The organism is Mangrovibacterium lignilyticum (genome assembly GCF_010882175.1).
Classification (GTDB): Bacteria; Bacteroidota; Bacteroidia; order Bacteroidales; family Prolixibacteraceae; genus Mangrovibacterium; species Mangrovibacterium lignilyticum.
The window spans coordinates 53,725-75,216 of record NZ_WKLH01000006.1 but is presented as its reverse complement, the minus strand read 5'-3'; the positions used below and the strand labels follow the sequence as shown (position 1 = coordinate 75,216).

At 43.7% G+C, this 21,492-nt stretch carries 19 protein-coding genes; 12 read left to right on the top strand and 7 right to left on the bottom strand.

Annotated features, from left to right (window positions below; translation table 11 throughout):
* Window positions 1-112: 112 nt before the first annotated feature.
* The 4 genes from GJV22_RS20440 to GJV22_RS20425 all read left to right on the top strand — a co-directional run bounded on the left by GJV22_RS20440 (window position 113) and on the right by GJV22_RS20425 (window position 6,407).
* Window positions 113-586, top strand: a complete 474-nt coding sequence (locus GJV22_RS20440; RefSeq protein WP_163718158.1) for a GNAT family N-acetyltransferase — start codon at window positions 113-115, stop codon at window positions 584-586.
* 274 nt (window positions 587-860) lie between these two features.
* Entirely contained in the window at window positions 861-1,802 is a 942-nt protein-coding gene (locus tag GJV22_RS20435; RefSeq protein ID WP_163718156.1) for a lytic transglycosylase domain-containing protein, read from the top strand.
* On the top strand, window positions 1,795-4,668 hold the full coding sequence (gene uvrA / locus GJV22_RS20430; protein WP_238480366.1) for an excinuclease ABC subunit UvrA: 2,874 nt from the start codon (window positions 1,795-1,797) through the stop codon (window positions 4,666-4,668). The genes GJV22_RS20435 and uvrA overlap by 8 nt, the downstream gene beginning before the upstream one ends.
* A gap of 68 nt (window positions 4,669-4,736) precedes the next feature.
* Complete coding sequence (locus GJV22_RS20425; RefSeq protein ID WP_163718154.1) at window positions 4,737-6,407, top strand: nucleoside kinase; 1,671 nt, start codon at window positions 4,737-4,739, stop codon at window positions 6,405-6,407.
* A 32-nt stretch (window positions 6,408-6,439) separates the two neighbouring features.
* Here the strand turns inward: GJV22_RS20425 and GJV22_RS20420 are convergent, their stop codons facing one another.
* Window positions 6,440-7,741: an MATE family efflux transporter gene (locus tag GJV22_RS20420; protein WP_163718152.1), complete on the bottom strand. Its 1,302-nt coding sequence runs from the start codon at window positions 7,739-7,741 to the stop codon at window positions 6,440-6,442.
* A gap of 220 nt (window positions 7,742-7,961) precedes the next feature.
* Here GJV22_RS20420 and GJV22_RS20415 point away from each other — a divergent pair, with 220 nt between their 5' ends.
* Entirely contained in the window at window positions 7,962-8,561 is a 600-nt protein-coding gene (locus GJV22_RS20415; protein ID WP_163718151.1) for a superoxide dismutase, read from the top strand.
* Window positions 8,562-8,634: 73 nt separating this feature from the next.
* Complete coding sequence (locus GJV22_RS20410) at window positions 8,635-9,312, top strand: VOC family protein (RefSeq protein WP_163718149.1); 678 nt, start codon at window positions 8,635-8,637, stop codon at window positions 9,310-9,312.
* Between the two features lie 40 nt (window positions 9,313-9,352).
* Here the strand turns inward: GJV22_RS20410 and GJV22_RS20405 are convergent, their stop codons facing one another.
* Complete coding sequence (locus GJV22_RS20405; protein ID WP_163718147.1) at window positions 9,353-9,688, bottom strand: winged helix-turn-helix transcriptional regulator; 336 nt, start codon at window positions 9,686-9,688, stop codon at window positions 9,353-9,355.
* A 128-nt stretch (window positions 9,689-9,816) separates the two neighbouring features.
* Here GJV22_RS20405 and GJV22_RS20400 point away from each other — a divergent pair, with 128 nt between their 5' ends.
* From GJV22_RS20400 to GJV22_RS20390, 3 genes are all read left to right on the top strand, one after another.
* Complete coding sequence (locus tag GJV22_RS20400) at window positions 9,817-10,815, top strand: YhdH/YhfP family quinone oxidoreductase (RefSeq protein WP_163718145.1); 999 nt, start codon at window positions 9,817-9,819, stop codon at window positions 10,813-10,815.
* 191 nt (window positions 10,816-11,006) lie between these two features.
* Window positions 11,007-11,582 carry a superoxide dismutase gene (locus tag GJV22_RS20395; RefSeq protein ID WP_163718144.1) on the top strand — a complete coding sequence of 192 codons (576 nt, stop codon included), beginning with the start codon at window positions 11,007-11,009 and terminating at the stop codon, window positions 11,580-11,582.
* Between the two features lie 16 nt (window positions 11,583-11,598).
* Window positions 11,599-11,775, top strand: a complete 177-nt coding sequence (locus GJV22_RS20390) for an SMC-Scp complex subunit ScpB (protein ID WP_163718142.1) — start codon at window positions 11,599-11,601, stop codon at window positions 11,773-11,775.
* 100 nt (window positions 11,776-11,875) lie between these two features.
* Here GJV22_RS20390 and xylE read toward each other — a convergent pair whose 3' ends face one another.
* From xylE to GJV22_RS20370, 4 genes are all read right to left on the bottom strand, one after another.
* A complete protein-coding gene (gene xylE, locus GJV22_RS20385; protein ID WP_163718139.1) occupies window positions 11,876-13,288 on the bottom strand; it encodes a D-xylose transporter XylE in 1,413 nt (470 codons plus the stop codon).
* 342 nt (window positions 13,289-13,630) lie between these two features.
* Window positions 13,631-14,947 (bottom strand): xylose isomerase, encoded by a 1,317-nt coding sequence (gene xylA / locus GJV22_RS20380; protein ID WP_163718137.1) that lies wholly within the window; start codon window positions 14,945-14,947, stop codon window positions 13,631-13,633.
* A gap of 57 nt (window positions 14,948-15,004) precedes the next feature.
* Window positions 15,005-16,489, bottom strand: coding sequence for a xylulokinase (locus tag GJV22_RS20375; protein ID WP_163718135.1), 1,485 nt, complete (start codon window positions 16,487-16,489; stop codon window positions 15,005-15,007).
* A 118-nt stretch (window positions 16,490-16,607) separates the two neighbouring features.
* Window positions 16,608-17,603 carry a GntR family transcriptional regulator gene (locus GJV22_RS20370; RefSeq protein ID WP_163718133.1) on the bottom strand — a complete coding sequence of 332 codons (996 nt, stop codon included), beginning with the start codon at window positions 17,601-17,603 and terminating at the stop codon, window positions 16,608-16,610.
* Between the two features lie 96 nt (window positions 17,604-17,699).
* Between GJV22_RS20370 and GJV22_RS20365 the strand changes: the two genes are divergently transcribed.
* Window positions 17,700-18,272, top strand: a complete 573-nt coding sequence (locus GJV22_RS20365; RefSeq protein ID WP_163718131.1) for a nitroreductase family protein — start codon at window positions 17,700-17,702, stop codon at window positions 18,270-18,272.
* 47 nt (window positions 18,273-18,319) lie between these two features.
* Here GJV22_RS20365 and GJV22_RS20360 read toward each other — a convergent pair whose 3' ends face one another.
* The gene (locus tag GJV22_RS20360) at window positions 18,320-19,231 is read right to left on the bottom strand and encodes a proline dehydrogenase family protein (RefSeq protein ID WP_163718129.1); all 912 of its coding nucleotides are present in this window, start codon (window positions 19,229-19,231) and stop codon (window positions 18,320-18,322) included.
* A 299-nt stretch (window positions 19,232-19,530) separates the two neighbouring features.
* On the opposite strand from GJV22_RS20360, the gene GJV22_RS20355 reads away from it, so the two are divergent.
* Window positions 19,531-20,127 carry an OmpH family outer membrane protein gene (locus tag GJV22_RS20355; protein WP_163718127.1) on the top strand — a complete coding sequence of 199 codons (597 nt, stop codon included), beginning with the start codon at window positions 19,531-19,533 and terminating at the stop codon, window positions 20,125-20,127.
* Between the two features lie 67 nt (window positions 20,128-20,194).
* Entirely contained in the window at window positions 20,195-21,364 is a 1,170-nt protein-coding gene (locus GJV22_RS20350) for a glycosyltransferase (protein WP_163718125.1), read from the top strand.
* Window positions 21,365-21,492 lie beyond the last annotated feature (128 nt).

The window sequence follows — 21,492 nt, the reverse complement described above, 5'->3', positions numbered from 1 at the left end:
AAATACAGAGCAGAGCGTGCTCGTCATAAGAAACTAAATTTGAAGACAATAAATTGATCTTTCTCAATTCTTTACCCGTTTGAAATTTCGATTATGATTGATAACTTTAAGCATGAATCTAATAATTGAAAGAGTACATGCCGCCGATGCTCAGTTACTGACTGAGCTCACGTTCCGGTCGAAAGCTTACTGGAAGTACAGCCCCGAACAAATGGAGGCGTGGCGCGAAGAGCTAAAAATTACTTCTGATTACCTGGAATACAGCTCCGCTTATAAACTGCTGGTCGACGATCAGCTGGTCGGTTACTACACTTACCGCCCAATTGATGCGGCTACTGCCAAGCTCGACAATCTGTTTATCGAACCTGAGTTTATTGGTCGCGGCTATGGCAACTACCTACTCAGCGATTTTATGATGCAGGTGCAGGAAGCCGGTTTCGAACGGGTCGTTCTGGATGCCGATCCAAACTCAGAAGCCTTTTATCTGAGTTATGGTTTTCGCACTGTTGGCCATTTGAAAACCGATATTGAAGGACGATTTATGCCGGTCATGGAGCGTTTGGTTCAGGAAGAATCGGAAAGCTGACGTGGGGCGGTAAACGTGAATTGATGCAACAAAATGCGATTGGGCTGGATTTTTTTTTCGTTGTGCCTGGCCTTGGTTTATTTGTTAATATTGGCATTTGTCTGTCCTTCCACAATCCGGTCAATCGCGCCAAATCCGGTCGGCAGATGCTTCCCGTTTTTCAGCTCTCATGAACTTCTGCTCCCTTTGCTTGTCTTAAAAATTAAAAGTTCAACTTCGTTGATAGCCACCCTAAAAACCATTATTTTTGCCATTTAAAATTGCTTGTTGGGATATGAAGAAGATTATAGGACGTTCGATTGTTAGCTTGGGTTTGATTGTTGTTTTATTGGCCGGATATCATCTGTTGGAATCGTCGGCTTTGCCCGAACAGGAAGGGAAAGCAGAGCCTTCGGGACGCGTGATGTATCATGCGGTTGAGTTGCCGTCGAAGCTGAAGTTTATGGATGAAGAGGTTCCCCTGGAGTACAACGATGTGCGCGAAAGTCTCGATCGGGAATTGCTGGTGAATAGTTATTTTCACTCGCAAACACTGCGTTTCTTGAAATTGGCGCCTCGTTTCATGTCCATCATTGTTCCGATTCTGGAGGCCGACACCGTTCCGACCGACTTTGCTTACCTAGCGCTGGCCGAAAGTGGTTTCGATCAACGCGCCCTTTCTCCTGCGGGGGCGGTCGGGTTTTGGCAGTTTATGAAAGGCACCGCGGGTGACTACGGGCTGGAAGTCAATGGTGAAGTTGATGAACGCTATCACCTTGAAAAAGCAACGCAGGCTGCCTGTGACTACCTGAAAGAATCCTATCGGAAATTCGGCAGCTGGACCTTGGTGGCGGCTTCGTACAACGCCGGCCGCTCATTCATCGACCGGCAGCTCGAACGCCAAAAAGTAAGCAGCTATTACGACTTGCTGGTTGGCGAAGAAACATCGCGCTATGTTTTCCGCATCCTCGCGTTGAAACTGATTATGGAGAATCCGAAGCAGTATGGTTTCGATATTAAAAAAGACGAAATATATCCGATGTGGGATGTGAAGAATATCACCATTAACGGACCGGTGAAAGATTTTGCAGACTTTGCTGCTGAACATGGCACCAATTATAAAATATTGAAGACGTTGAATCCCTGGTTGCGTGAAACTTTTCTGACGAACTCGCGAGGAAAAACATATGTGATCAAAGTTCCCGGCAAAAACTTCCGGACCAATACAAATGACTAAGATGGTGGAGAATGATAATCTGCAGCTGGACGAAGAGTTGCTTGATCAGGATGAAAAGATTATTGTACACGGTGCCCGTGTGCATAACCTTCAAAATATAAATGTTGAAATTCCGCGCAATAAGCTCACGGTCATTACCGGCTTAAGCGGCAGCGGAAAGTCATCTTTGGCCTTCGATACCATTTATGCCGAAGGCCAGCGGCGTTACATCGAAACGTTTTCGGCTTATGCCCGCTCGTTTCTGGGCAATATGGAACGCCCCGATGTGGATAAGATTACGGGGCTGAGTCCGGTGATTTCCATCGAGCAGAAGACAACCAACAAAAACCCTCGCTCATCAGTCGGGACGGTAACCGAAATCTACGACTTCCTGCGTTTGCTCTATGCCCGCGCCGGGGAGGCTTTCTCGTACGAGACCGGTGAGCGAATGGTGAAATATACCGATGAACAAATTCTGACCTTGATTCATGAGCAATTTGCCGGTAAGCGAATCCTGATTATGGCTCCGCTGGTGCGTGGTCGGAAGGGACACTACCGCGAGTTGTTCGAGTCGACCCGCAAAAAGGGCTTTTTGTACGCCCGGGTAGACGGCGAAGTGGTTGAAATGCAACCCAACATGCGAGTCGACCGCTATAAAAATCACTTTATCGAGGTGGTGATCGATCGCCTGAATGTAGACGAAAGCAGCAACAAGCGGTTGAAACAATCGGTACAAACGGCTATGAAGCACGGTCATGGTGTTAGCCTGATCATGGACAATGATTCGGATGATCTGAAATTTTACAGCCGCCAGTTGATGTGTCCAACAACGGGCATTTCGTATAATGAGCCTGCTCCGCATAACTTTTCGTTTAATTCGCCGCAGGGTGCTTGTCCCAAATGTAACGGATTGGGGCGCATCGCTGAGATCGATCAGGAAAAGATTATTCCTAATCCGGAACTGAGCATTGCTAAGGGAGGAATTGCACCGCTGGGGGCGAAGAAAAATACATTGATTTTTTGGCAGATTGAAGCCTTAGGCGAAAAGTACGGCTTTACACTGCAAACACCGGTGAAGGATATTTCGGAAGAGGCGATGAATACCATCCTTTACGGAACCAATGAACGGATTCAGTTGAAAAATTCACCCTTGGGTACATCAGTCAACTACATGATGACCTACGAGGGAATTGTAAAATATATCGACAGCCAGCGGGACGATAATCCGTCGAAGACGGCACAGAAGTGGGCAAACCAGTTTGTGCGGGAAAAAGCCTGTCCCGAATGCGATGGTCTTCGTTTGAAAAAGGAATCTCTGTATTTCAAAATTGATAACAAGAATATCTCGGAACTGGCCAGAATGGATATTGCCGAGCTCAGCACCTGGTTTCTGGGTTTGGAAGATCGCATTACGAGTCGTCAGCAAAAGATTGGAACGGAGGTAATCAAAGAGATTCGTACCCGCCTGAGCTTCCTGCTCGATGTTGGCTTGGAGTACCTGTCGCTCGATCGTTCTTCGGGAACTTTGTCGGGCGGCGAATCGCAGCGGATTCGGCTGGCAACGCAAATCGGCTCTCAGCTGGTTAACGTCCTTTACATTTTGGATGAGCCGAGTATCGGATTGCACCAACGTGACAACCTGCGATTGATCAATTCGCTCGAAAAACTGCGCGATACCGGAAACTCGGTGATTGTTGTGGAGCACGATAAAGACATGATGCTGTCGGCTGATTACCTGGTCGACATGGGCCCGTTTGCCGGGCGTCACGGAGGCGAAGTGGTGGCTGCCGGAACTCCGCAGGAAGTGATTGATGCAGATACGCTGACGTCAAAATACCTGAAAGGGGAGCACCGGATTGTTGTTCCTGAAAAGCGCCGGAAAGGAAATGGCAAAAGCCTGAAATTGCTCGGCTGCCGCGGCAATAACCTGAAAAATGTCGATGCAGAATTTCCTCTGGGAAAAATGATCTGTGTGACTGGTGTGTCGGGTAGTGGAAAATCGAGTTTGATCAACGGTACGTTGCAACCTGTTTTAAGTCAGCATTTTTTCAACTCGCTGAAAGATCCGCTTCCTTACGATAAAATTGAAGGACTGAAAAACATCGATAAAGTGGTGCAGGTTGACCAGTCGCCATTGGGACGGACACCACGTTCCAATCCGGTTACCTACACCGGTGTATTCTCCGATATCCGGGCTTTGTTTGCGCAGCTGCCCGAGGCTAAAATTCGCGGGTACAAGCCCGGGCGTTTCTCGTTCAATGTAAAAGGTGGCCGTTGCGAAGAATGTCAGGGGGGTGGTTTGAAGTTGATTGAAATGAACTTCCTGCCCGATGTGTATGTGCATTGCGATGCCTGTAATGGCAAGCGCTACAACCGCGAAACGCTGGAAGTTCGTTACAAAGGCAAATCAATTAGCGATGTGTTGAATATGACGATGAACCAGGGTGTTGAGTTTTTCGAAAGCTTGCCGTCTATCGCTCATAAACTAAAAACTTTGCAGGAAGTCGGATTGGGGTACATCACGCTTGGACAGTCGTCGACAACCTTGTCGGGTGGCGAATCGCAACGAGTGAAACTGGCCACCGAACTGGCTAAAAAAGATACCGGACAAACCATGTATATCCTGGATGAACCGACTACCGGCTTGCACTTTGAGGATATCCGTGTCCTGTTGGGTGTGCTTTATAAATTGGTGGAACGTGGGAATACGGTCATCGTTATTGAGCACAATCTCGATGTGATTAAAGTGGCTGATCATATCATCGATTTGGGACCTGAAGGTGGTCGCGGTGGTGGCTTGATTTTGGGAACCGGAACACCGGAAGAAATTGTTGCAAACCATTCGTCATACACTGCTGAGTTTCTGAAAAAAGAGTTAGATTTATAGTAATCTAACAGCCTTGGACCGGGAAAAATATAACGATTAACCGGATCGCAAGGAATGAATTCAGAAACATGAGCGCGAGAACAATCGATATTTACTGTGAGAATACAAATACAGTAAAAGCTTATCCGCTGGGAATAACCCTCGAAGAAATTAGCGACGATCTTGGCATCAAATTGGACAATCCTATTTGCGGAGCTTTGGTGAATAATAAAGTCAAAGAGCTGTCATTTTCAGTTGTCAAGTCGAAGAAGGTTGAATTTATCGATTACACGCATATTGACGGACGCCGGTTGTACGTTCATTCCCTTGTTTTTCTACTCTATGTTGCCGTTCGGGAAGCTTTTCCGCAAGTGAAATTGAGAGTTTTGAATGGGATCAGCCAGGGATATTATTGCGAATTAGTTGGTCTGGAACGTGCCGTTACTGATTCGGATATCTGGGAATTGAAAAATGAAATGGAGTCTTGGGTGAAAAAGGATCTGCCGTTTGAAAAGAAAGGCCTTTTGACACCTGATGCGGTTGATGAATTGGTTCGGCAAGGCCTGGAAGAGAAGGCTAAACTTTTCGGTCAGCAGGGCATGATGTTTTCTTTTCTCTATTTTCTGAATGGCTATTGTAATTATTTCTACGGGCATCATGTGCCATCCACCGGCTACCTGACGTCTTTCGATTTGGTGCCTTATTTTGACGGGATCCTACTGCAGGTTCCCAAACCCGATAATTTTCGGGAGTTAAACGAGGTGGAGCATCAGGAGAAATTGTTTGACATTTTCAAGGAGCATAAAAAGCGGGCTGAGTTGATGAATGTTCCTAATTTGGGAATGTTGAATGAGTACATTGAATGGGGCCGGGGAGGCGATATCATCAAGGTCTCGGAAGCATTGCACGAGAAAAAGGTTGCTGAAATCGCGAATATGATTGATGAGCGTAAAGACCACGTTAAAGTGGTACTGGTTGCCGGTCCGTCGGCTTCCGGTAAAACAACCTTCAGTAAACGTTTGGCCGTGCAGATGGCTGTAAATGGTATTACGCCGCATTTAATTTCACTCGACGATTATTTTGTTGACCGGGAGAAAACACCGCTGGATATTCATGGAAACTATGATTTTGAAGCGCTGGAAGCGATTGATGTTGAGTTTTTCAACCAGCAGTTGCTACAGTTGTTCAATGGAGAGGAAGTCGAGTTGCCTGGTTTTAACTTTGTATTGGGACGACGCGAACCATCGGGTGAGAAGTTACAGTTGGGCGAGGGGCATATTCTCATTGTTGAGGGAATCCATGGCATGAATCCGGGGCTGCTGCCACACGTGCAGAATGGACGGAGTTTCAGAATTTTTCTTTCTGCTTTAACTCAAATTTCGCTGGACGACCACAACCATATTTCAACAACCGACAACCGGCTAATCCGGAGAATGATTCGCGACAGCAAATATCGCGGTTACTCGGCAGTTGACACGATCAAACGTTGGCCGAGTGTTCGAACCGGAGAGGAAAAGAATATTTTTCCCTACCAGGAGAACGCGGATGTCATGTTTAATTCGGCATTGATATACGAACTGGCAGTTCTCAAAAAATATGTTGAGCCACTGTTGAAAGCCGTGCCGGAGGTTTGTGACGAGCATTGTGAAGCCAACCGGTTGCTGAAGTTCTTCAGTTACTTTCATCACATCGACGACCTGGAGATTCCACCAACATCCGTAATCCGGGAGTTTTTGGGAGGCAGCAGTTTCAAGTATTAGCAGGGTTTTGATCCGTATTTTATTTCCCGATTTCAGCGAAAACTCCTTGCCAATACCTTTGGGAAAAGGATGGTTTGAAATACGCCTCGTGCCAGCATAAAAAGCATCATGGCTAACCAAAGTGCGTGGTTCCCCAGAATATTTTGCAGGAAAAAGAAGCTGGGTGCAAAGACCAGCAAGGTCGCAGCAAGCATGCTGTTGCGCATTTCTTTGGAGGCTGTGACGCCAATGTAGATGCCATCCCAAACAAACGAGCTGAATGTAACCAGTGGCGTCAAAATCACCCAAAACATGAATTGGCTGGCTGTTTCGTACAGACTTTCCTGGTTCGTCAGGAGTCCAATGATGAATTTGTTCCCTACCAGAAAAAGGAAACTGAAAATCAGTGCCAGGCCAACTCCCCAAATAAAAAGCCGTCGGGTCAGTTTATTAAATAAATCTCTGTTTTGTTCTCCCTTGTATTTTCCGGCCAAAGCTTCGCCGGCAAAGGCAAAACCATCAATAAAGAAGGAAAAAAGGAGTAAAAATTGAATCAATATCGAGTTAACAGCCAGAATGTGGTCATTCATGCTGGCCGATTTTGAAGTGAAAAAGGTAAATACAAAAATCACACAAAAGGTGCGGACGAAAATATCGGAATTTACACGGAAGAAATTCTTCATCGCCGGAATATCAAAAATTGCTTTTTTATCGCGAAATTGAAGCAGGTATTTGTATTTCTTCCAAAGTAGGAACAAGCCTGTGAAAATACCCATGTACTGTGCAATTACGGTCCCCAATGCGACTCCGGCTGAATTCATGTGCAGGACGTAGACAAAAAAGAAGCTGAACAAGAGGTTGAAAACATTGGCAAGGATAGACGTAATCATCACGTAGCGGGCGTTCTGCATACCCAAAAACCAGCCGTTTAGTGCATATAGACCAAGTGTTGCCGGTGCCGCCCAGATTCTGATGCGGAAATATTCGCGCGCTAGACTTTCAACTTCAGCACTGCCGTTGATCGCCTTAAAACTGATCGACTCGATGGGGACCTGAAAAAGTACAATTAGCGCGCTAATCAATGTTGAGATCATCAGTGAACGAGCCAAAAAATTAAATGTATCTTGCTGATTGCCCTCACCATAGCTTTGAGCCGTAAAGCCACTGGTACTCATGCGCAAAAAGCTGAATCCCCAATAGATAAAATTGAAGATCACTGTACCCAATGAAACAGCGCCAATATAGACCTCAGAGTCCAGATGTCCCATTAGGGCCATATCAACTAAGCCGAGCAGAGGAATTGTAACATTACTGATGATATTGGGAATAGCGAGATGGAGAATTTTCCTGTTCACGAAATTTTTGGGCAAAGTAAGTAAAAAATTAGCGCCGCCTAAAACGCTGGATACAAAGATTAAATTGGGATATACAATTGGAGATAGATTTTATCAATAGAAAAAGGTGGGTTTTTATTTGGAATGAGTCTAGATAGTTTATAGATTTGCATAAAAGGATTTAAATATCCGGTATTTGAAAAGCCAAAGATCAGATTAACTCATTTAAAGGAATAAATATATGTCATTCGAATTACCTAGATTAGGATACGATTACGATTCTCTGGAGCCTTACATTGATGCTCGTACAATGGAGATTCATTATACTAAGCACCACGGTGCTTACACAGCAAACCTGAATGCAGCTGTTCAGGGAACAGAAATGGAAGGCAAATCAATCGAAGAATTGATGCCCGGAATTTCGAAACTTCCTGTTGCCGTTCGTAACAACGGAGGTGGATTTTACAACCACTGCCTTTTTTGGAGTGTGATGGGTTCATGTACTGCTGAAGGCCCGGAAGGTAAGTTATTAGACGCAATTAACGATTCATTTGGATCATACGATAATTTTAAAGAAGCTTTTACCAAAGCTGCCGCTACCCGTTTCGGTTCGGGTTGGGCTTGGCTGGTAAAACAGGGTGATAGTTTGGTGGTTTCATCTACACCGAATCAGGACAATCCTTTAATGGATGTAGCAGATGTTCAGGGGACTCCAATCCTTGGCATCGATGTCTGGGAACATGCATACTATTTGAATTATCAGAACAGACGTCCTGACTACATTGCATCATTTTTCAAAGTGATCAATTGGGATGAAGTCGCTAAACGATTTAAAGGTTAGTTGATTTTTGGTTTTTTTCCCCGAAGCAGTGGCTTCGGGGTTTTTCTTACACTAATCTGAAATATTATGTAAGATGGAAGGGTTCCGGTTTAAATTGTTGACATTATTTACCAATCGTTTGGATGAGCAAAAGCGATTTTATACCGGTTTGCTTCTATTACCTTTAATCGATGAGCAGTCAGATTCGTTCACATGTGCTATTGGACAATCGCTTATCACTTTTAAAGTGCGTGAAGAGCGCACTATTTGCCATTTCGCCATTAATATTCCCTCCAACCTAATCATGGAAGCCAGGCAGTGGCTAAATCCCGCAATAGCAGTTTTGAAAGACGGAGATTCAGATATCGTTCGTTTTGAAGGATGGAATGCCAATGCACTTTATTTTTATGATGCCGACGGGAATATTGTTGAATTTATAGCTCGCCAAAATCTGAATATTTTATCAGATAGTCCCTTCTCAGCATATTCGTTGCTCGAAATTAGTGAGATCGGAGTTCCAACAAAAAACATCAGGGGATTTTTTGAAGGCCTGAATTCCGGCTTTCGGGTTCCCGTGTACTCTGGTGGTTTTGAGTATTTTTGTGCAGCTGGTTCAGAACATGCTTTGTTTATTTTGGTTGATCAAACGCAAAAGAAGTGGTTTCCAACTCTGCATCCGGCACTGCCTTGCGATTTCCAGTTAATTATTGAACAATTGGGGAATGAAATTTTTCTTTCCTATAGGAATGGTCAGCTAAGCTTTGGGGCATAAAACAATCAGATGATTCACCGGTACGGGTAAGTTGACAAAATCAAGATTCAGGGGATTCTTCAGACTCGATCAATTCTTCAAATATATTTCCTCCTTTTATCATCTGTTTTAAGATCGGACGAATGGTTCTGCCAAGTTCGGTCAGAGAATATTCTACTTTTGGAGATACTTCCGGAAAAACAGTCTTGCAGATCAGCTTGTCTTCCTCTAACTCCCGAAGTTGCTTGCTTAACATGCGCTCGCTGATGTCAGGAAGGAGCCTGACCAATTCGCTGTACCTTTTCTTACCTTGGTAGAGGTGTAAGATAGTGGTCGCTTTTCGCTTTCCTTTGACGACATTAATAAATGTATCGATCGGGCAGTAACTTTTTTTCATAAACACGTAATTCTTAAGTACTGGTAATGAGCAATTCTGAACAAATTGTTCGTGCTTGAACAAAATGTACGTTCTTTTGCATGTGATTTATTCTCAATAAGTTTGTCTCAAATTTAGTAATAATAGCTATGAGTACTCATTTTAAATACAAAGCATTTCTTGTTCGGGAAGTGGATGGTTCGTTTGTTGGAAACGTGGAAGAAGTAGAGTTCGCCGAATTAAAGGATGAAGACGTTTTAGTAAAAGTAGAATACAGTTCGCTAAATTATAAAGATGCCTTGTCGGCCATCGGTAACAAGGGGGTGACTCGAAACTACCCCCATGTGCCTGGGATTGATGCGACTGGTGTTGTGGCTAAAAGTAAGAGCAGCTTGTTTCATGTTGGCGACCCTGTTATTGTTACCAGTTATCAGTTGGGAATGAATCATCCGGGAGGCTTTGCCGAATACATTCAAGTTCCGGGGGCGTGGGTTGTTCCTTTGCCGGGTGGTTTAACGGCGATAGAAGCGATGATTCACGGAACAGCCGGGTTTACTGCTGCTTTGTCGGTTTACCGGTTATTAAAAAACGGTCAGACGCCGGAAATGGGGCCGGTCGTTGTTACCGGTGCATTAGGCGGAGTGGGGAGTATTGCTTGCCGGATTCTGAAAAAATTGAATTTCGAAGTAATTGCAGCCAGTTCGGAGGGAATGACCGAAGACGAAATGAATAGCCTTGGAGCCTCATCGCAAGTGAATAAGGAAACAACGGACGACCAATCGGGACGACCGATGTTAAAGACATTGTGGGGGGGCGCTATTGATGTCGTTGGCGGCAATACACTGACGACGCTGCTTAAAGGCTGTAGCCCGATGGGGAATGTTGCGAGCTGCGGTAATATTGGTTCGGGAGATTTGAGCATGACAGTGTATCCCTTCATATTGAAAGGTGTTAGCCTGTTGGGGGTCGATTCACAAAATTGTCCGATGCCGTTGCGTCAGGAAATCTGGAATCTGTTGGCCTGTGAGTGGAAGATTGATTTTAGCGAGCAATTAATTCACGAAACCGATCTTGAAGGTTTGGACGGTTATATACAACTCATGTTAACTAAAAAAAGTCGGGGACGGGTGGTGGTGAAACTCTGTTAGTAGGTATTTGATTTTTTATTCGGTTAATTACGGAATTGATCTTATGATAGTTGCCTCCCAGTAATTGTTTCCTTTTATTTGGAATCACTTTAAATTGCTTTAATCGAGCATAATTTCTCAAACATTTAAACGAACTTCATGTTTAACGATTCAAAAAACAAGAGAATCGTTTAACTTTTAAATGTTGAATTATGTCATTTGAATTACCGGCGTTACCCTACGCCAAAAACGCATTGGAGCCATACATTAGTGAAAAAACATTGGATTTTCATTATGGCAAACACCACCAGGCTTATGTGAATAACCTGAATGGACTTGTTCCCGGAACTGAGTTTGAAAACGCAGATCTGGAAACGATTGTTAAAAAATCGGCGGGTGGAATTTTCAATAATGGTGCTCAGGTTTGGAACCACACCTTCTATTTCTTCCAGTTTTCAGCTACTCCTGCAACAGAACCAAGCGGCGACTTAAAGGCAGCTGTCGAGGCTTCTTTTGGATCATTTGATGCTTTTAAAGAAGCTTTTAGCAAGGCTGCAGCTACTTTGTTCGGATCAGGTTGGGCATGGTTAGTGAAAGATGCTGAAGGGAAACTAAGCATTGTACAAACCGGAAATGCAGCGAACCCAATGACCGACGGTTTGACTCCGCTGATGACCTGCGATGTTTGGGAGCACGCTTATTACCTGGACAAGCAAAATGCCCGCCCAAAATATATTGAAGACTTCTTCAAGGTTTTGGACTGGAAAGTTGTTGAGAGCCGTTTCTAATTTTCAATGGGCTGAAATGAGTGCAGAAAAGGTTTTGGCAGCCATGGTTGCTGCCGGAAAACCGGTTAAAGCCGGTGAAATTGTAACTGCAACCGGTTTAGACCGGAAAGAAGTTGATAAAGCAATGAATCAACTCAAGAAAGAAGGAAAGATTGTTTCTCCGGTGCGATGCGCCTGGGAACCTGCCAAATAATAAAAGAGGGGCTTTAAAGCCCCTCTTTTATTATTCATCCGACTGGCGGATCGTTATTGTTAGTTGATTATATCGACTAACTTCAGTTGTTACTCAATGATTATTTTTTTTCCCAAAGGTGTTGCATTTCTTCCAGTGTTTTACCTTTTGTCTCAGGAACGAATTTCCACATGAACAGGGCAGCCAGAATTCCCATGATGCCATAAATCCAATAAGCAAATCCGTTGTGGAAGTTATTTACCAGGAAACTGCTTTTGTTCATCATTGGGAAAGTCCATGAAACCAGGTAATTTGAAATCCATTGAGCCGCCACCGCCACCGCCATGGCACGTCCGCGAATGCGATTCGGGAAGATTTCAGCCAACAGAACCCAAACTACGGGGCCCCAACTTACGGCAAAACAAGCGACATAACCCAACATGAAGATTAAAGCACCAATTCCGATTTGTTGGAAGAAGAAGGAGAAGCCGAGTGCAAACATGAAGAAGGCCATTCCGACAGCACCAATAATCATCAAAGGCTTTCTTCCGAATTTATCGACAGTCATTATCGCCACTACCGTAAACGACAGGTTGATGATTCCTACGATGATTGTCTGCAACAGGGCCGTATCGGTACCCGAACCCATGTTCTTGAAGATTTCTGGAGCATAATACAGCACCACATTGATTCCAACAAATTGTTGGAAAGCTGAAAGTAGGATGCCAATGACGACAATTAAAAAGCCAAAGGAGAACAGTTTTCCCGACGTTGTTGTCAATGTAAGTTTGATTTCCTCCAAAACTTTAGACCCTAGCTCCGGACCATTTATTTTTTGCAAAACACGTAGCGCTTTCTCATCATTGCCTTTTAAGGCCATGTAGCGAGGTGTTTCCGGAACGAACAACAGCAAGAACAGGAACAAGCCTGCCGGGATCATTTCCGATGCAAACATGTATCGCCAGCCGATATTGTTCAACCAGCTATCGTCACCTTGACTGGCAATAGCATAATTTACAAAATACACGACCAACATACCGAAAATGATGGCAAACTGGTTGAATGAGACAAGCTTACCGCGGGTGTTGGCCGGAGAAATTTCGGCAATATACATGGGAGAGAGCATTGATGCCAGTCCCACACCGATTCCGCCGATAATTCGGTAGATGATGAAATGCCAGTAAAAAGTGTAATCGCCTTCGCCGAATGGGCGGAAGAACAATTCGGGATAGGAAGATCCAAGGGCAGATATGAAGAATAAAATAGCCGCTAAGATCAACCCGTTTTTACGGCCCAATTTTAAACTGATTAATCCGCCGGAGATACCGCCAATAATGCAGCCGATCAGGGCGCTTGATACGATAAAACCGAGTTGCGAGTTAGCTGCTGTTTCGCTGAGTCCCAGCGGCTGAATAAAAAACGCGTCGAGCGAACCAACTGTACCTGAAATTACCGCTGTATCGTATCCAAATAGCAAACCTCCAAGAGTAGCTACAATGGTTATAGCGATGATAAAGAATTTATTTTGTTTCATTGTTGATTGGTTTGTTTTGACATTGCATGTTGTGTGGGCAAAATGCAACGTCCATCTTTATTATGGTTTGTGTGGCAATGAAAAACAGATAAACCCGATTCGTTTCAAAAGTCACGAACCGGGTTATTCTGAGTATTTTATTTCAGAAATGAAATCATTTCATTTATTTGATTTTTAACTTGACTAAGTGCAGTCTTCGTATTCGACTCACTTTTCCAAATTAGAATATCAACGGATGAAACTCGCCAAATTATTCATGGTCTAATAATAGATGTATGACGTTTATGGCTCGTTTCATGAGATTAAAACTCGCAAAAATTCTGAATGCAATTTCAACATGCTTTAGATATACATGTTTACAATTGCTTCATACAATTCTTGCTTGCCGCTAATTTGTTTTGGCTCGCCATTCGCTTTAGCGTAATCATAAACATCTTCGAATGAAAGCTTTCCGTCTTCAAACTCTTTACCTTTTCCGGCATCGTATGAAGCATAGCGATCGGCAATCATTTTTTCATATGGCGAATCTTCCAAAATTGCAGCTGCAGTTTCCAAAGCACGCGCCATTACGTCCATTGCACCAATGTGAGCGATGAACAAATCGTCTAAGTCGGTTGAGTTACGGCGGATTTTAGCATCAAAGTTGGTACCACCACCTTGCATACCACCACCTTTAAGCACGACCATCATGGCTTGAGTCATTTCGAATAAATCAACAGGGAACTGGTCAGTATCCCAGCCATTTTGAACATCACCGCGGTTGGCGTCGATAGCTCCAAGCATACCGGCATCAACGGCACATTGCAATTCGTGTTCGAATGTGTGACCTGCTAACGTCGCGTGGTTTACTTCGATATTAATTTTAAAATCGTTCTCTAAACCGAATTCTTTTAAGAAACCAATTACTGTTTCAGTATCTACATCGTACTGGTGTTTCATCGGTTCCATTGGTTTTGGTTCAATCAGGAATGTTCCTGTAAAACCTTTCGAACGACCATAGTCACGAGCCATTTTTAACATGGTTCCCATGTGTTGTTTTTCACGTTTCATATTGGTGTTTAACAACGACATGTAACCTTCGCGTCCTCCCCAGAAAACGTAGGCTTTACCACCTAAGGCAATTGTTGCATCAATCGAGTTTTTAATCTGAAGTATGGCACGTGCAGCAGTATCAAAATTAGGATTTGTACTGGCACCATTCATGTAACGAGCTGCTGAAAATACGTTAGCAGTTCCCCACATTAATTTAATACCTGTTTCAGCTTGCTTTTCTTTTGCATATTCAACAATTGCTTTCAGATTAGCCTCGTATTCTTCAATACTGTTGCCTTCGTTAACTAGATCAATATCGTGGAAGCAATAGTATTCGATTCCCATTTTTTGCATAAACTCGAACCCGGCATCCATTTTGTTTTTGGCTGCTTCTACGGCATCTGCGGCACCAACCCATGGGTGGTCTTGCGTTTTACCGCCAAATGGATCTCCACCATCGGCACATAAGGTATGCCACCAGGCCATTGAGAATTTAAACCACTCAGCCATTGTTTTTCCATAAACTACTTTCTCTGGATTGTAGTAGCGGAATGCCAATGGATTTCTACTGTCTTTACCTTCAAATTTGATTTTTTCCACGGATGGGAAATAAACTTTTGTGCTCATGTTTATCTTGATATTAAATTGTTTATTTTGAAACGGATCACGATGTTGCTGTACTTTTTAAATGAATTTTTCCAGCATACTTTTCCAGTTGCCGTAAGCTTCTTCGTATTCCGCTTTTTTGTTTAAGTTGGGTTCAATCGTTTCCAGTTTGGTTAAGTTTGAAAAGGCTTCGGCAGGTGATTTATAATATCCCGAACCGATTCCGGCACCGCGGGCAGCACCTACCGATCCGTCGGTGTTGTAAAGCTCAATGGTTGCTCCGGATATACCAGCCAATGTTTCACGGAAAATAGGGCTTAAGAACATGTTTGCTTTACCGGCCCGAATGACTTTAGCATCAATACCGATGGTTTTCATGATATCCATTCCGTATTTGAACGAGAAGACAATTCCTTCCTGTGCAGCGCGGAAAAGATGCGCATTAGTGTGAATATTGAAGCTGATACCTGACATGATTGAGCCCAGGTTTTTGTTTTCCAGCACACGTTCGGCTCCGTTTCCGAATGGCAGAATGCTAATTCCGTCTGAGCCAATAGCTACTTTCGACGCAGCCTCGTTCATGCCTTCGTAAGAAATTGCTCCGCCACCAACTTGCTTGTTTAGCCACGAGTTCAGGATTCCTGTTCCGTTAATACATAGCAGCACTCCCAAGCGGTTAGCTTCGGCAGTATGGTTGACGTGAGCGAAGGTGTTGACCCGTGATTTCGGATCGTATTTTACTTCGTCGCTTACCCCGTAAACCACACCCGATGTTCCGGCAGTGGTGGCAATTTCGCCCGGGTTCAGCACGTTTAATGATAAAGCGTTATTGGGTTGGTCGCCGGCGCGATAGCTGATTTTAATGCCCGGAGCCAGTCCCATTTCTTTAGCTGCTGCTTCACTCACGACGCTTTGAAGCGAGAAGGTCGGTACTATTTCCGGAATGAAACTTTCTTCGAACCCGTAATAGTCAATCAACATTTTGGCAACAGTATTTTCCTTGAAGTTCCAAAGAATACCTTCGGAAAGGTTACCGGCTGTTGTCTTAATTTCGCCACTAAGTTTCATGGCAATATAGTCACCCGGTAGCATGATTTTATCAATCTTTGCGTATAATTCGGGTTCATTGTCTTTTACCCATTTCAGTTTCGAAGCGGTGAAGTTTCCCGGTGAGTTCAATAAGTTTTCCAGACATTTTTCTTCGCCGATTTCTTTTAATGCTTTTTCGCCAATACCGGTAGCGCGGCTATCGCACCAAATGATGGAAGGACGTAAAACATTTTGGTTTTTATCGACCACAACCAAGCCGTGCATTTGGTAAGAAATTCCGATTGAATCAATGTCAGAAGGATTGACCTCAGATTGTTGCATCACTTCGGCAACAGCCATTTTTAGGTTTGCCCACCATTGTTCGGGTTCTTGCTCTGCCCAGCCTGACTGGACAGCCGTAATTTTCATTTCCTGTTTCGGGTAGAAAGCAGACGCCAGGCATTCGCCCGAGTCGCCGTTTATGATGGAAGCTTTTACAGAAGAGCTGCCGATATCAAATCCAAGTAGGTACATTTTTTAGCGTGATTTATTGGTTATGTGTTCTTGTCCGTTCTGTTCTGATGTGTTCTGCAAATTTAGATGGTTGTCAATTATTTCAAAACGAATTTTGTGTGTTGTAGAGCAGATTTTCCTACATCGATGCCCGTACTTTTAATACGGTCGGAATCATTAAATGAATTGGTGTTCCCGTAGTTACAAATTCGGCCGCTTTTTTTCCCATTAGTTCAAAGTCGGTTGAAATCACGCTAATGCCGTCTTTCACATATTTCTTCATTGGTGTTTCGTTGTAGGAGATGACCCCCACATCCTGTCCGATGACAAGGTTGCGTTCTGCACTTTGATCGAGGAAGCGTGAAAGTGTTCGGTCGCTCACCAACAGGTAGAGGTCGCCGGTTTGTACGTCGAGTTTTTTCGAGTTTTTCAGGACTTGGTAGTTGATGCCATTTTCCTCGCAAAACTTCTCGAAATAAGTAACAGACTCAACAGGGTGGTAGGTAAATTCAGGATACAGGTAAGTGAAACGCTGGTATTTTTTGATGACCGGCAACTGGGCTTTCAAAGAATCGTAAAGGCCTTGTCCAAAATCCTGGTAAATTGAAGAGGCTTCAGAAATGGTATGCACTTGCCAGTCGATTACCAATAATTTGCTTGGCGGAATTTGTTTAATAATCTCAGGAATCCGTTCATGATCGAAATTCATGACAACATACTTCGTGTATTTGCCAACGCTTTCGGTGATGATTTTCTCAAAGATGTCGATGTTATAATGGTGAAAGTGCAAATCGACGGAAAAATTCTCAGGGAGGTTATCCAAAAATGAGCCGTACAGTACTTCTTTGTAAGCTTTAAACGTATCGAGGAACAAAAACACTTTAGTCGTCGCTTTGGCAACAAAGTAGCCTTTGTTGGGCACTGACTCAACAATCCCCCGGTTCTTCAACTCTGCGTAGGCCTTAAAAACCGTGTCGCGCGACAAGGAACTTTCTTTGACCAGTTGGTTAACCGATGGCAAAACGTCACCCACCTGAAGGAGATTTTGACTAATGGCATCAATAACAGCATCGACTAGTTGCTGAAATTTGAGTTGGTTTGAAAGCGGATCGATCTGGAAGTTAAATTTGCTCATGCGATAAAGTGTTCTGTTCTGTTATGCAAACATACAAAAGTTCATGGAATTCGCTTATTTCAAACAAATGCTTTTTGTAAATTTGAAAGAAAAAACATGTCGATCAAAGATTTAATCAAACGAAACCGCAGCTATCGTCGCTTCAATGAGCAAGAGCGGATCACCGAAAAACAGTTGACCGAATGGATTGAGCTGGCCCGGTTTTCAGCGAGTGGTCGCAATGAACAACCGCTGAAGTACATTTTTGTAACGGATAAGGACGGCTGCTCCAAACTATTTTCGCACTTGGGCTGGGCCGGTTATCTGAAGGACTGGAAAGGCCCTGAGCCTGGCGAACGTCCTTCTGCTTATATTATCATGGTAAACGATATGGACATTGCGTCCAACTACTTTTGTGACGACGGTATCGCAGCACAAAGTATTTTGTTGGGAGCCGTTGAGGCTGGTTATGGCGGTTGTATGATTGCTTCAGTCAATAAGAAAGCTGTGGCTGACTGCTTCGCAATTTCGGAACGGTATCAAATTTTGATGGTGCTGGCTTTGGGAAAGCCGGTTGAAAAAGTTGTGTTGGAGGAAATGCAAGAGGGCGATTTCAAATATTGGCGCGACGAGGAAGGAATTCATCATGTACCGAAGCGACCGCTGTCGGAGTTAATTCTGAGACGATAAAAAAGGAAGGAGAGAAACCAATTCCTCTCCATATCCCCTTTTCTAAATTAACCCCTAAAAAACAATGCTTTTATAATATGACTGGCAATTTTCGGATTTTCTTTCAACCGGCGGGTTGAATATCCGAACCATTCTTTTCCAAAAGGAACATAAACACGCATTCGGTGGCCCTGATCGACAATCATTTTCCGCAAGTCAGGCGTAACACCGAATAGCATCTGAAATTCGTACATGTTGTGAGGAACCTGGTATTTTACAATCAGTTCAATCGCGCGGTCAACCAGAAATTTGTCGTGTGTGGCAATTCCCACAAACATTTTATTTTTAAACATGTATTCCAGGTCTTCCAGGTAATGATCGCGAACCGACTGGTATTCTTTGTAAGCAATCTCTGCCGGTTCAATATAGATGCCTTTACACAGCCGGAAGTTGAGCGGATGACCATTCGATGGCAGGTTGGCCAAATGAGTCAGGTCGTTCAGTGTGCGGCGTAGGTAAGCTTGAACAACTAGTCCGACATAGCCCGAAAATTCAGCTTTCAGTTTGTAAAAGATGTCTATTTCAATATCAACGCATTGAGAGTCTTCCATGTCGACCCGCACAAAACTGTTACAATCTTTCGCTTTTTGAACGATTTCGCGAATGTGTTGGTAGCAGACTTCTTTGTCAAGCAACAAGCCAAACATCGAAGGTTTCAGCGAGAAATTTCCTTTAATGTCTTCCGACGTAAATCGTTCGATAATTTGCAGGTATTGGTTTTTGTTGTCTTCGGCTTGTTGCAGATTGGTGATAAACTCACCCAGCAAATCCATGGTTACTTGTACTCCTTCATCATTCAATTGGCGGGCAACTGCAATACCATCCTCCATTGTTTCGCCGGCAATATACCTCTTCGAAAATTGCCAGATTAACTTTTCCGGCATATAAGGAAGTACTTGAGCAATGACTTTGTTGATCATCTTCTTTGTTTGTCTATTAGTTGTTAAAGCGTTATTCTACCACGATAAAAGTAGTATGCGGAGGCACCAATTGTCAATGACCTTTATCAGCCAAATCGTATGACTTTTTGCAGGTTTCAAACTTGAAGATGTTATTTAACGTCTTCAGGAAAAATATTCAACTAATGGACGAATTCCTAATTTTAAATTTTTATTTTTGGCTCCGATTAATTGAATAATAAAAAAAGAGGGAAAATTGTGGGAGGAAGAAGTACAAACAACTACTTGCCTGATTTCCTGTGAAAAACAAACAAATACACATGAAAAATTCTTCATTGATCTTAAACCTCGTTTTGGTGGTTGCAGTTATTGTTATCTACGTGTTGCATTTTACATCGGGCAAAAGTTCGACACCTGGAGATGTTTTGGTTAAAGGTTCTGCTCAATTAACTGACCTGAAAATCGCATATGTGAAAGTTGATTCGCTGATCGTAAACTATGATTTGGCTCAGCAGCTACACGACGAGTTTACCAAAAACCAGGAAGCTTATACGAAAGAGTATGCAGCCCGCCGTTCAAAATTTGAAGAACAAGCTGCCGCTTTTCAGGAGAAAATACAACGTGGTGGATTTTTAACTGAAGAACGTGCTGTGCAGGAACGCGATCGTTTGGTGAACGAAGAACAGGAAATTTTGAAACTGGATCAGGAATTATCAACGAAGCTGGCTGAAATGCAAAATACCAACAACCAACAACTGGTTGACAGCTTGATGGCCTATTTGAAAAGTTACAACGTTGACCGGAAATACGCTTACATTTTCAATTCAAGCGGTATTTTAATTGGCGACGAAGCGCACAATATTACTAAAGAGGTGTTGACTGCGATGAATGCTCAATATGCGAAAGAAAGCAAATAAGAAGCACACAACTGATAAATGAGAATCCGGGTTTTGCCCGGATTTTTTTTATCCTTATTTTTCCGATATGAGCTTTGCCAATCGCTATATCGACCGAAATATTACCTGTGAGCCTTTCATTGAACGTCCACCGCATCCTGATTTGGAGATGATCGTAGTCATTCCGGTATGTGACGAAGCGGAACTGATTAATACTATCGATAGTTTAGCGGCTTGTAAACCACCTAAAGGCTCGGTTGAAGTGCTGCTGGTGGTGAATGAAAGTGAAACTGCAAGCACCGAAATTCATGCTCAGAATGAGTTAACAGTAAAGGAACTTGAACAGTGGAGAACAGATCATCCAGACTGTCTGTTTGATTTGCATGTGCTGCGTCCGGAGCCTTTCCCCCGCAAACATGCCGGGGCCGGGATAGCCCGAAAAACCGGGATGGATGAAGCGATCCGCCGCTTTGCAACCTGCGATAAAGCCGACGGAATTGTCGTATCGCTGGATGCTGATACCTTGGTAAACAAAAATTACTTCCTTGAAATTCAACAAGCTTTCCAAGCCTCAGACAAAACCGTGGGCGCCACGATTCGTTTTCAACACCGGCTTGATGAACTGACAAACGAACGGCATCGCCAAGGGATGCAACTTTACGAAACTTACCTGCATTATTACAAGCAGGCGTTGGCGTTTACCGGTTATCCAAATGCGATTTATACTATTGGTTCGGCCTTTGCTGTTCGTGCCGATGCCTATGTGAAGCAGGGCGGAATGAGCAAACGCAAGGCAGGTGAAGATTTCTATTTTCTGCACAAGCTTACAGCAATGGGGCCCATTGCCGAAATTAATTCAACCTGTGTGTATCCTTCAGCACGGCTGTCGAACAGGGTGCCTTTTGGTACCGGGCCGAGTTTGCAAAAATGGGTTGATGGCGATGAAAGCCTCAGCGAAACTTATGCTTTCATGGCTTTTGTCGATTTAATGCAGTTTTTCAAGCTGGTTCCGGACTTGTTCCAGTCCGGGTGGGAAGGGGTGCAAGTCCCGGCAGCGGTTCAATCGTTTTTGCAGGACGATCGTTTTTCGGAAGCCTTGGCCGATATTCAGCGGAACAGCGCCTCTTTACCAGCCTTCAAAAAGCGCTTCTTTCAATATTTCAATGCCTTTAAAATTTTGAAATTTCTGAATTTCTCGCATCCGCGCTTTTATGCCTTTCAGGACCTGAATGAGGCTTATTCTGAATTGAAGGGTTAAAGAGGGGATCCGACCTTTTCAAAAAATGGCTCGTTAATGTCTCCTGATTTTGGCTATTTTTCAAGGAATGTAGTAAATTACCTCTCAACATACTTTTAATCGCTTTGGCGAATTTTACGAACGCGATA